12 protein-coding genes and 1 pseudogene are annotated in these 12,361 nt (G+C 37.2%); 4 read left to right on the top strand and 9 right to left on the bottom strand.

The window, feature by feature from the left end; all coding sequences use genetic code 11:
* The first annotated feature begins 211 nt into the window (after positions 1 to 211).
* A pseudogene (locus NLJ82_RS21335) lies at positions 212 to 556 on the top strand (PH domain-containing protein).
* Between the two features lie 39 nt (positions 557 to 595).
* Here NLJ82_RS21335 and NLJ82_RS21340 read toward each other — a convergent pair.
* Positions 596 to 1,663, bottom strand: coding sequence for an AI-2E family transporter (locus tag NLJ82_RS21340; protein ID WP_000793110.1), 1,068 nt, complete (start codon positions 1,661 to 1,663; stop codon positions 596 to 598).
* Between the two features lie 176 nt (positions 1,664 to 1,839).
* Between NLJ82_RS21340 and NLJ82_RS21345 the strand changes: the two genes are divergently transcribed.
* Positions 1,840 to 2,052, top strand: coding sequence for a hypothetical protein (locus tag NLJ82_RS21345; RefSeq protein ID WP_000242543.1), 213 nt, complete (start codon positions 1,840 to 1,842; stop codon positions 2,050 to 2,052).
* Positions 2,053 to 2,087: 35 nt separating this feature from the next.
* Here the strand turns inward: NLJ82_RS21345 and NLJ82_RS21350 are convergent, their stop codons facing one another.
* The 7 genes from NLJ82_RS21350 to cymR form a co-directional block, all read right to left on the bottom strand.
* Positions 2,088 to 2,216 (bottom strand): YrzQ family protein, encoded by a 129-nt coding sequence (locus NLJ82_RS21350; protein WP_001053552.1) that lies wholly within the window; start codon positions 2,214 to 2,216, stop codon positions 2,088 to 2,090.
* 18 nt (positions 2,217 to 2,234) lie between these two features.
* Positions 2,235 to 2,423: a YrzR-like zinc ribbon domain gene (locus NLJ82_RS21355; RefSeq protein ID WP_000469281.1), complete on the bottom strand. Its 189-nt coding sequence runs from the start codon at positions 2,421 to 2,423 to the stop codon at positions 2,235 to 2,237.
* A 127-nt stretch (positions 2,424 to 2,550) separates the two neighbouring features.
* Complete coding sequence (gene recD2 / locus NLJ82_RS21360) at positions 2,551 to 4,887, bottom strand: SF1B family DNA helicase RecD2 (protein WP_000528072.1); 2,337 nt, start codon at positions 4,885 to 4,887, stop codon at positions 2,551 to 2,553.
* A gap of 95 nt (positions 4,888 to 4,982) precedes the next feature.
* Positions 4,983 to 5,642 carry a tetratricopeptide repeat protein gene (locus NLJ82_RS21365; protein ID WP_000066391.1) on the bottom strand — a complete coding sequence of 220 codons (660 nt, stop codon included), beginning with the start codon at positions 5,640 to 5,642 and terminating at the stop codon, positions 4,983 to 4,985.
* Between the two features lie 109 nt (positions 5,643 to 5,751).
* Positions 5,752 to 6,867, bottom strand: a complete 1,116-nt coding sequence (gene mnmA / locus NLJ82_RS21370) for a tRNA 2-thiouridine(34) synthase MnmA (protein WP_001038006.1) — start codon at positions 6,865 to 6,867, stop codon at positions 5,752 to 5,754.
* A gap of 16 nt (positions 6,868 to 6,883) precedes the next feature.
* Positions 6,884 to 8,029 carry a cysteine desulfurase family protein gene (locus NLJ82_RS21375; protein ID WP_000439906.1) on the bottom strand — a complete coding sequence of 382 codons (1,146 nt, stop codon included), beginning with the start codon at positions 8,027 to 8,029 and terminating at the stop codon, positions 6,884 to 6,886.
* A gap of 35 nt (positions 8,030 to 8,064) precedes the next feature.
* Entirely contained in the window at positions 8,065 to 8,481 is a 417-nt protein-coding gene (cymR, locus tag NLJ82_RS21380; protein WP_000704116.1) for a cysteine metabolism transcriptional regulator CymR, read from the bottom strand.
* Between the two features lie 292 nt (positions 8,482 to 8,773).
* On the opposite strand from cymR, the gene NLJ82_RS21385 reads away from it, so the two are divergent.
* Positions 8,774 to 10,060 carry a replication-associated recombination protein A gene (locus NLJ82_RS21385; protein ID WP_000812930.1) on the top strand — a complete coding sequence of 429 codons (1,287 nt, stop codon included), beginning with the start codon at positions 8,774 to 8,776 and terminating at the stop codon, positions 10,058 to 10,060.
* Positions 10,061 to 10,097: 37 nt separating this feature from the next.
* A complete protein-coding gene (locus NLJ82_RS21390; RefSeq protein WP_000857699.1) occupies positions 10,098 to 10,739 on the top strand; it encodes an RsfA family transcriptional regulator in 642 nt (213 codons plus the stop codon).
* Between the two features lie 514 nt (positions 10,740 to 11,253).
* Here the strand turns inward: NLJ82_RS21390 and NLJ82_RS21395 are convergent.
* Entirely contained in the window at positions 11,254 to 12,021 is a 768-nt protein-coding gene (locus tag NLJ82_RS21395) for a tRNA threonylcarbamoyladenosine dehydratase (protein WP_000903179.1), read from the bottom strand.
* Positions 12,022 to 12,361: the final 340 nt, after the last annotated feature.

Genomic DNA, 12,361 nt, shown 5'->3' on the forward strand with positions numbered 1-12,361 from the left:
CTAAATATAATAGAATTCTCTTAAGTTTGTCAATCTAGATAATCATTTATATTATATCAATTACTTATTAATCATAGCTATTCTACTATTCATTCTTAACAGCCTTTTCATATATTATGCATGTATTAATAAATTGTACTACTCCCACGCAATTTTCTGAATATTTTATTTTTGTTATAATTAAATTATTAATAATAAAGGAGCGATTATAATGACAACCTTATTGAACAAAGCTAAAAATATGTTAACGACTGATGAAACAATATTGTTTTACGTAGCCTGTTCACTAGACATATTTATTTATCGTTCCGTCGCAAGGCCAGGATTGCTAATTTTAACAGACAAACGGCTCTTCTTTTATGGACCAGATGTAAGTAAGAACCCTTTATTTGAAGAGTACGCTTTCGCAAAAATTTCAAATTTAAAAGAACAAAAGCGGCTTTTCAGCAATCAAATTGTATTTATGTATGATAATGAATGAAAAAAAATAAAACATATTCAAACAAATGATGTAAGCTCTCTCGTTCAAAAAATAAACGAACAACTCTCTAAATAATGATAAGCCCTCTACTTTTATAAGTAGAGGGCCTTCCTATTACACATCTTCTTTTTTCCAAAGAGGCCTTACATGAACAATCACTGTACGAATGACCGCTAAAACAGGAACTGATATTAATAACCCTACAATTCCTGCCACTTCTCCCCCAACTAGTAGTGCAAGCATAATAACGACAGGATGCATGCGAAGCGACTTACCAACGATATAAGGGGATAAAATGTTACTTTCTACGAATTGCAAAATAGCAATCGTAATCCCCGCTTTAATGAGTAAACTTGTTGATACCGTTGCTGCAATCATCAACGCTGGAATCGCTCCTAAAATAGGGCCAAAGTATGGGATTATATCTGTTATCCCGATGATGATGCCAAGTAATAATGGATATTTCATACCGATAAACCAAAAAGAAAGAACCGATACTCCTCCTAATACTAAACAAACGAATAACTGTCCGCGAATATAACTTCCAAGTGATTTATCTATTTCTTTCGCCAGTATTTGCCCCGTACTACGCCACTTACTCGGGACTAGTTTCCAAAAAATATGATAAAATTCGCCGTAATCTTTTAATATGTAAAATACAATGAACGGAATCAAGAAAATAATGAGTAACGAATCCAGTACACCACGAGCTGTGCTCATCACTTTATTTAAAAGCGCTTGTATCTTCGTCTCTACTCCAATAAAAATTTGTTTCACCTTTTCATGAATAAATGATGGAAAATTCGCTGTTTGTTCTGTAACACCATCCATCCAAGAATCATACATTTTTGTAAACTGCGGGAATTGTTCATTGATTTCTTGTAATTGCTTAATCACAACCGGCGTTCCTTTATAAATTCCATAACCAATTCCGCCAAAGAAAAGGATGTAAATGAGCAAAATAGCGAGTGTGCGCGGCATCCCTTCCTTATGAATTTTTTCAATTAAAGGATGCAATAAATACGCAATGAAACATGCAATAAGAAACGGTGTAATGGCCACTTTACATACAAAAATAATCGGTGCCCATAGCGGCTTAATTTTTAAAAAGACGAGCAAACAAAGAAAAACAAGTAACAATAACCCTAAACGATATATCCAAATGATTTTAAGATTCTTCACACGAAAAACCTCCTCCACCTTTATTTTGAAAATAAATAGGGTAGGTTATGTGCAAAAGTTTTAAAATCTTTTCGTGCAGACCATACTGTTTTGTAAAGATGTACATATACATAACATAACAAGGACAACCACCCCTAAGAATGCAGCATGAAACATTATAATCAGGAGGGCTCATAATGGTTTTATTTATGCTCATATTATCTGCACTTTTTATGATTCTTGAATGGATTTGTATCGGGTTTGGTATTTGGAAAGGCTTCTTTATTCGTTCCTCACGAAAAGAAAAAGCGAAGCAATTATTTCATTACGGAATGCTTGGCGTTGGATGTTACGGCCTATCTTATCTCTTCTCTGAAATTGGACTTTTATATTTGCATACAAGTGCATAAAAAAACTCCCTTATCATGAAGGGAGTTTTTTACGCTTATAAATAAGATTTAATCATCTTACGTGCTTTTTTTATATTACGTTTTGAAAATACATCTTGTTTGCGAGCATATTGATATGCTGCCGCTCCAACACCTAATGCGATTAATGAATTGCGTAGATTCAAAGTAAATCCCCCTTTTCGTTATCCGATCGTTCTTTCATTCTCATCAAATAAATCATCAAGAGAGCTTAGTGAACCATCTTCTTCTACTTGATGCGTATGGATTTTCCCCTTTGAAACCGATAATTCGATATAACAATTCCAGCAATAAAATTGGTTGACACCTATTTTTCCAATGTCTTTTCCTTTGCAATTTGGACAAATAAACATATGGCGTTCATCTCCTTACAGTCTCCCGGATTCTATTCGCCATTATGTCCAAACTGCATTCATTTATACATTGCTGGATCCTTTCAACGTTATACGTTTGAAAGTTTCACTATATAATTTCACCTTGTTACATAAAATCATACGGTGAAATGTTTTCCACGTCCATTTCTTCGCCGTTAACCGTTACCATCTGTACTTCTCCTTGTGATTCTTGCAATCGACTAGCTAAAGTCGTTTGACGCATTGCATCATCAAGGCGATTTACACCAGACTGGAAAGCAGCTTCCTCCCCGCAAATAATAAGGAACTTCTTACTTCTTGTAATACCAGTATAAATTAAATTACGACGTAACATACGATTATAACTTTTTACTATCGGCATAATCACAATCGGAAATTCACTACCTTGTGATTTATGAATCGAACAGCAATAGGCATGTGTAATTTGATTTAAATCTGGTTTTGTATATGTTACCTCAATTCCATCAAATGAAACGATAATCATATCTTGTTGCTCAACGTTCTCTTTCGCATAAAACACCGAAACAATTTCGCCGATATCACCATTAAACACTTGGCTCTCCGGCTGATTAACAAGTTGCAAGACTTTATCGCCTCTTCGGTATACAACATCACCGTAAGCAATTTCTTTACTCTTTTCCCTTTTCGGATTAAACACTTCTTGCAACGCTTCGTTTAGTACATTAATACCCGCCGGTCCACGATACATCGGGGCTAATACTTGTACATCTCTTGCGCTAAACCCTTTTGTCTTCGCATTCTCACAAACCTTCTTAACAACCTCAACAATTTGAGCTCCTGTACAACCGATAAATGAACGATCTTTTTGGTTTTGCGCTAAATCTGGTGGGAGCGTTCCATTTTTTATCGCATGGGCAAGTTGAATTACTGATGAACCTTCCGCTTGACGATAAATCTCAGTAAGCTTTACTGTTGGAACTGCACCTGCATTCAATAAATCTTTTAATACTTGTCCAGGTCCTACAGATGGTAATTGATCTTCATCGCCTACAACGATAACTTGAATGTTAGTCGGCAATGACTTAAACAGCTGATTTGCAAGCCAAATATCAACCATTGAAAATTCATCAATAATGAGTAATTTCCCTTGTACCGGATCTGTTTCATTCCGCTGGAAAGACCCTTCTGGCGTCCAGCCAAGTAAACGGTGAATTGTACAAGCTGGAAGCCCTGTTGATTCACTCATTCGCTTCGCTGCCCTTCCTGTTGGAGCCGTTAATAATATCGGAAATGGATTATCATCACTGTATTCATTCGGATTTAACGATAGCCCGTGAAGTGACGCATACATTTCAACAATTCCTTTAATAACTGTTGTTTTTCCTGTTCCTGGTCCACCTGTCAATAACATCATCGGTTTATGAAGTGCCGTTTGAATTGCTTCTTGCTGAAACGGTGCATATTGTACGTTCAGTTGTTCTTCAATTTCACCTAATGTTTTTAACACTTCTGCCTCTGGAAATGAAGGTGTTTCTTCTTGATTCATAAGCCTGCGAATGGACTTTACAACACCTTTTTCAGAGTAGAATAACGTTGCTAAATACACTCGCTCTTCTTCTATGATGACTTTCCCTTCACTTTGCATCGTTTCAATACAACCTACAATATCTTCCTCAGTCACTCTTCCTTCTTGATTGTTTAAAAGTGACATCGTTTCTCTTACAAGTTGGTCTTTCCTCATATAAACGTGACCAAGTTGTAATGAGACATTCTCTAACGTGTAAAAACATCCTGCGCGTACACGGTCGTCGTGATTACCCGATATCCCTAACGCACGCCCGATATCATCCGCTCTTCCAAAACCAATTCCGTCCACTTCTTCAATAAGTTGGTACGGGTTATTACGAATTACTTCTAATGTCATCTCTTTATATTGCTGATAAATCTTAATAGAAAGCTTCGTTCCAAAACCGTAGCCATTTAAAAAGCTCATTACTTTCTCTAGCCCTTGATGTTCAACAATTGTCTCATAAATTTCTTGTGCTTTTTGCTTGTTGACAACACCATTTAAAGCCTCAGGATCATCCATAATTTTAGAAATAGCATGTTCCCCCAGATGGTCCACAATTTTTTCAGCTGTACGCTTTCCTATCCCTTTAAATAAATCACTCGCTAAATATTGCACCATACCGGCTTTCGTTTGCGGCAATTCTTTCTTAAACGTTTCAACTAAATATTGTTTCCCATACTTTGGATGGTCTTTAAAATGACCTGTCAACGTAAACACTTCATCTTCATGCATGCGGGGAAAATGACCGTTTATCATCACTTTTTTTTCGTCGTACGTTTCATTCGTTTCAATGACTTTCATACTGACAACGGAATAGAGGTTTTCTTCGTTGTGGAAAATGGTATGAAGAACTTGCGCTTTTATAAACTTTTTCTCTTCCTCAAACAAATCCATTGCATGTTGATTTCCCATCTTTCCTCTCCTTTCCGGTTTCGTTTCACTTTAATGAGCAGTACATCCCCCACCTATTTAGATGAGGGATAACTACCCATTAAACTACATTTTCCTTATTCAGCTTCTTGCTCTAATAAACGAACACCATTACCCGCTAAAAAGTGATCCGGCTGAATTTCAGTTGCTTTCTTAAATAAAGCGAGAGCCTTCTCATTTTTTTCCTCAAATACGTAGGCAACACCTAAATTATAATACGCATCTGCATGCTCTTCATCCATTTCTAATACCTTTTCAAAATAAGGTTTCGCCTCTTGAATATGTTCTAGTCGTGCAAAGCAAAGTCCGCACTGGAACAAAGCTTCTACATCGTTTTCGTCTAATTCTGTTGCTCTTTGTAAAAACGGCAGTGCAAGACGATCATTTCCAAGTTGCACATGTGTAATACCTAACATAAACGTTACATCAGCTGATTGTAATCCAGCTTGCATCGCTTGTTCAAATACAGCTTTCGCCTCTGCAAATTGCTCTTGACCGTAATATACGTTTCCTAATCCATAATACGCAGCCGCTGATTTATCATCTAACTCTAATGCACGTTTATAAAATAAAATTGCTCTCTCACTGTCACCTAGTACATCTAATAAGTTCGCAAAATTAATATATCCAAGCGCATCTTTCGGATTTTCTTCGATTGCTTCTGTGAAATTTTTAGCAGCTTCTTCCCAGTTTCCTTCTTGCATATATTGAATACCTGTTTCAAGTTTGTTTGACATGTCCTTCACCTCTACAACAAATTATAACAAAGAATGTATTTTCCAAGCGAACGAAAATTCGCCTTATGTAAAAGAAACCTCTAACCGCGAATCGGCAGAGGCTTCTCTTTTATCCTAAATAATCCAATTTCTTACCGCTACGGTACACTTCATCAATTGTAGCACCGCCTAAGCACTCATCTCCATCATAGAAAACAACTGCTTGTCCTGGTGTAATTGCACGAATTGGCTCGTCACAAAGAATACGAACTGTATTTTCATCAACGATTTGAACCGTTACTTTATTGTCTTCTTGACGATAACGGAATTTCGCTGTGCACTTAAATTCTTTTTCTTTCGCTTCATTACTTACCCAGCCAACATTCGTAGCAATAACTTCATCGCCATATAGAAGTTCGTTATGGAATCCTTGATCAACATATAAAATGTTTTCTTTCAAGTTTTTCCCAACAGCAAACCACGGATCACCGTTACCACCAATACCAAGGCCATGACGTTGTCCAATTGTATAGTACATTAAACCGTCATGCTTGCCTTTCACTTCGCCAGATAATGTTTGCATCACACCTGGTTGTGCTGGTAAATAGTTACTTAAGAAATCTTTAAAGTTACGCTCACCAATGAAGCAAATACCAGTACTATCTTTCTTCGCCGCTGTCGCTAAACCAGCTTCTTTCGCCATTTCACGAATTTGTGGTTTCTTCAGTTCCCCCAGCGGGAACATTGTTTTTGATAATTGCTCTTGGCTTAATTGATTTAAGAAATACGTTTGGTCTTTATTGTCATCAACGCCGCGAAGCATTTTATATTCGCCGTCCATATAAGCAACGCGTGCATAATGACCTGTCGCTACATAATCAGCACCAAGCGCTATTGCATGCTCTAAAAATGCTTTAAATTTAATTTCTTTATTACACATTACATCTGGGTTTGGTGTACGACCAGCTCGGTATTCATCTAAGAAGTACGTAAATACTTTATCCCAGTATTGTTTTTCAAAGTTTACTGCATAATACGGAATACCAATTTGGTTACACACTTCGATTACATCATTGTAATCTTCTGTTGCTGTGCAGACACCATTCTCATCTGTATCATCCCAGTTTTTCATAAAAATTCCGATTACATCATAACCTTGCTCTTTTAATAAAAGAGCCGCTACAGATGAATCGACGCCACCGGACATCCCGATGACAACGCGTGTTTCGTGAGGTAGTTTGTTCATCATGTCACCTCCCATGCTAATTTTGTGTTAATCGCTTCACGATTTTCACTGTTTCGTACGCCGCTTTCTCAACTTGCTCTTTCGTATTTCCAAGTCCGAAACTAAAGCGTACGGATGAACGTATTTGATCGGAGTCTTTTCCGAACATCGCCACTAATACATGTGATGGATCAATTGAACCAGCTGTACAAGCCGAACCACTTGATACTGCAATGCCAGCTAAGTCTAAGTTCACAAGAAACGGTTCAATGTTCATTCCTGTAAAACTAATATTAAGCACATGTGGTAAGCGATATTCTAAGTTTCCGTTTACCTCGAAAGTAATGTCTTCATTTTTGAAGACAGATACCATTATATCTTTAAACTCTTCATATTGGGCATTTTTTTGCTCACGAGTTTTTTCAGCTAGCAAAATTGCATGATGCAACCCAACGATACTCGGCACATTTTCAGTACCAGCACGGCGTTTTCTTTCTTGCTCCCCGCCTATTAATAACGGTTCAAATTTCACATTTGCACCAGCGTATAAGAACCCGACACCTTTTGGCCCGTTAATTTTATGAGCTGAAATTGATAATAAATCAATACCAAACTCTTTCACATTAATTTCTACTAAACCGTAAGCTTGTACCGCATCTGTATGGAAATAAGCTTGATGCTCTTTTAGCAGCTTACCTATTTCCGCAATTGGTTGCATCGTCCCAACTTCATTATTCCCAAACATAATAGATACAAGAATTGTCTCTTCTGTTAATGCCTTCTGTATGTCAGAAACTTGAACTCGTCCTGTTTCATCAACAGGTAAATATGTCACTTCAAATCCTTCACGCTCTAACAATTCACACGTATGCAAAATTGCATGATGTTCAATTTGTGTCGTTATAATATGGTTACCTTTATGACGGTTCGCACGCGCTACACCGATAAGCGCTAAATTATCAGCTTCCGTACCACCGCTCGTAAATATAATTTCATTCGGATTCGCATGAATGCTACGTGCACATGCGCGTCTCGCCTCATCTACTGCATGGCGCGTTTGACGTCCATAAAAGTGAATACTAGACGGGTTTCCGAATGTTTCTGTCATATATGGAATCATCTTTTCGACCACTTCTGGGTGAGTCGGAGATGTCGCAGCATGATCTAAGTAAATGCGTTCCATTAAATCTCCTTCTTTCCAAATCGTTTCACAAGGAATTAAATGTAAAACATATAGCCCCCGTGATTTTCTTCCTCATAACGTACTAAATCTTCTAACGTTGTACTATCTAACACTTCTTGCACCGCATCACGAACACGCATCCATAATTGGCGTTGTGCTGGTTCTTCTTCTTCTATCATTTCTACAACACTAATCGGACCCTCTAATACACGGATTACATCTCCAGCTGTAATGTTAGCCGGCTGATCTGATAGTACATATCCGCCATATGCCCCGCGTGTACTCTTTACTAGACGCGCGTTACGAAGTGGTGAAATTAATTGCTCTAAGTAATGTTCCGATAAATCATGTGCCTGCGCAATTGATTTTAAGGAAATTGGACCTTCACCAAACTTTTTTGCAAGATCGATCATAATTGTTAAGCCGTAGCGGCCTTTCGTTGAAATCTTCATCTATTTTGCACCTCTTTTCAAATTTTCACTTCTATTGGTTATATCTTATTTGTAAAAGAACACAATTTAAAATCCTATGAAATTATAGCATAATATAGTATTATAAGAAATTTCAACTTGTGTATCAAAATGATAACATAAAATCACATTGAAAAACTCGGAAATTATTACAATTGAAAGAAAAATGAAAATATTCACATTCATTTTTCCCACAAAACAGCATCCTATTTCAAATTCCACTAAAAAAAATGATACGATAGAAAGAGATTATACATTAAGGGAGACGGTAAAAATGAAACAACCACTCGCACATCGAATGCGCCCTACAAATATTCAAGAAATTATCGGACAACAACATTTAGTTGGTGAAGGAAAAATTTTATGGCGAATGGTCCAAGCAAATCATTTTCAATCTATGATTTTATATGGTCCTCCAGGCACTGGAAAAACATCCATCGCGAGCGCAATTGCAGGAAGTACCGGAACCCCTTTTCGCCTATTAAACGCTGTTACTCATAATAAAAAAGATATGGAAGTTGTCGTACAAGAGGCAAAAATGCATCGACACCTCGTTTTAATTTTAGATGAAGTACACCGTCTAGATAAAGCAAAACAGGATTTTCTATTACCTCATTTAGAAAGTGGACTCCTTACCTTAATTGGTGCGACGACGAGTAATCCGTTCCATGCTATTAATTCTGCTATTCGAAGTCGGTGTCAAATCTTCGAATTACACGCATTAACAGAAGATGATCTTTTAATTGGCTTAAAACGAGCACTTGAAGATAAAGAAAAAGGTCTTGGGGAATATGATGTAACTGTTACGCCTGAAGCATTACATCACTTCGCAAATGCATCAGGCGGAGATATGCGTTCCGCTTATAATGCACTGGAACTAGCTGTTTTATCTAGCTTTACAACTGATGACAAAGCTGCGGAAATTACGCTGGAAATCGCCGAAGAATGCTTACAAAAAAAGAGCTTCGTTCATGACAAAGGCGGAGATGCTCATTATGACGTATTATCGGCATTTCAAAAATCGGTGCGCGGAAGTGATGTAAATGCAGCACTTCACTATTTAGCACGTCTTATTGAAGCTGGTGACCTACAAAGCATCGGTAGACGTCTTCTTATTATGGCATATGAAGATATTGGACTTGCTAGCCCGCAAGCTGGACCGCGTACGCTAGCAGCTATAGAATCAGCGGAACGAGTTGGATTCCCAGAAGCACGCATACCACTTGCAAATGCCGTTATTGAGCTTTGCCTATCACCAAAATCAAACTCAGCTTATAAAGCACTTGACGCTGCCTTACACGATTTACGTAACGGGCAAACAGGTGACATCCCAAGTCATTTAAAAGATAGTCATTACAAAGGCGCAGAGGCACTTGGAAGAGGCATTGGCTACTTATATCCACACGACCATCCAAATGGTTGGGTACCGCAACAATACTTACCTGATAAAATAAAAAACAAACAATATTATAAACCGAAAATGACAGGGAAATTTGAACAAGCACTTTCTACTGTATATGAAAGATTACAAAGTTCGAATAAAACGAAAAATAAAGGGTAACATAAGCGAAAACGTCACCATTATGGAGGCTTCGCTTATGAAAACACGTCAAGATGCATGGACAAAAGAAGACGATCTCCTTTTAGCAGAAACTGTTTTACGACATATTCGCAGCGGCAGTACACAAATAAAAGCATTCGATGAAGTCGGCGATGCTTTAAACCGCACTTCCGCAGCTTGCGGTTTTAGATGGAATGCTGAAGTAAGACCGAATTATGAAGATGCGGTGCAGCTTGCGAAAAAACAACGTAAAGAATTAAAGCGTTCTGAAGCTAAAATAGAAAAAGATCAGTTCACAAAAACGAAACAACTCGTAATCGATGCTGAGTTTTCAGAAGATATTGTACCAAGTAAACAAGAACTTACAATGCAAAATGTCATCTCGTTTTTGCAAAACTTAGAGCACAATAATCCTTCACTCGCAAAGTTACAAACTGAAAATGAAGTATTACAAACTCAGCTCACTTCCTTGCAAAAAACGAATGATGAGCTTGAAACTAAATTAGCCGCACTCACAAAAAAACAACAAGCAATCGAAGAAGATTACGCAATGCTCGTTAGAATTATGGACCGTGCTCGAAAACTTGTTTCAGTTGAAGAACAAGAAGAACAAATCGCTCCCATTTTTAAGACAGATCAAAATGGTAATTTAGATATTATTTATTCTGCAGAGAATTAAAAAAGATGTCACCTAGCCCAATTTTCCGGCTAAGTGACATCCTTTTTTTGTCTCTTCGGTGGATAACATATTGGTAAATGAAATTATATCGACGATTTTTCGAATATATCTATCATAACTTACAATATATCAACGATTTTTTAATTATATCGACTATTCGACAAGGAATATCGATTTACCGACAAATATTTACAAAATAAGCAAACCCGCTATACAAAGAACTCCCTGAATCAACTGGATATTTTTTACTTAAATGTTACTATAAACATATACGATTGAAAGGAGCTGATTGCCATTTCATTAGTAGCCTTCAAAATAACACTCGGTATTCTCGTTCTAACGTTAGGCCTTTTTACCATTCACAGTTTAAAAAAGACCTCAGGTTATAAATCAGACAAATATGATTATTACTTACTGACCTTGCTTGCATTTGAACTAGTAGCAATGCAAATCCCCCTATTTCTTTAGCACATCTAAAAAAGCATATATCCAAAAATGGATATATACTTTCACTTTATTCTTGCCCTACACGTTTCACTTCTACATTTTTAATGCGTTCACGTACAACGTGACTTGCCATAATTAAGCCTGCCACAGATGGTACGAATGCATTTGATGAAGGTGGTAATTTCGCTTTACGAATTTTTGCATTTTCGTCTGGTACGATTTCTTTACGTACTTCTTCACGAATTACGATTGGATTTTCGTCAGAGAAGACAACTTTTACACCTTTTTTAATGCCCTCTTTACGAAGCTTCGTACGAATGACTTTCGCAATTGGATCTGTATGTGTTTTAGAGATGTCCGCAATACGGAAACGAGTTGGGTCCATTTTATTTGCTGCACCCATACTTGAGATAATTTTAATTTTACGACGTAAACATTGTTTAATTAAATGAATTTTGAACGTAATCGTATCAGATGCATCCACTACAAAGTCTAAACCGTACTTAAAGAACTCTTCATATGTTTCATCTGTGTAAAACATTTCTAGTCCAATTACTTCACACTCTGGGTTAATGTCTGCAATACGCTCTTTCATTAATTCTACTTTTGAACGTCCTACAGTAGATACTAAAGCGTGAATTTGACGGTTTACGTTTGTAATATCTACAACATCTTTATCTACTAATACGAGACGCCCAACTCCAGAACGTGCTAACGCTTCAGCTGCAAAAGAACCTACGCCGCCAATTCCTAAAATACCGACTGTACTATTTTTTAATATTTCAAGTCCTTCTTTACCGAAGGCTAATTCATTACGTGAAAATTGATGTAACATTCAGCTCTACACTCCTATTACAAAAATGGTCTACCATGTATTCTAGCGTTTTTCCGACTATTTGTATAGAAAAAGTTATAGAATTCCTAAAAATACATATTTCAAAAATAAAAACATAGTGTAAACTGGGATTTTATTTCTTCCTAAATACACGTTTAAAAAGGAGGATTTAGAGAACCGAGCAGATCGAGGCGCTGAAGCCAGGAGGAGCACAGTGTAGCGTTACTACTCGAGCACCGGACTGGCGAAGCAACGATGAGATGCGACAGTTATCTGAACCGGACTTTTTAAACTTCCTTCCAATACACGTTTAAAAAGGAGGATTCAGAGGGCCGAGCAG

The sequence above is a fragment of the Bacillus paranthracis genome, from assembly GCF_024296885.1.
Lineage (GTDB): Bacteria > Bacillota > Bacilli > Bacillales > Bacillaceae_G > Bacillus_A > Bacillus_A paranthracis.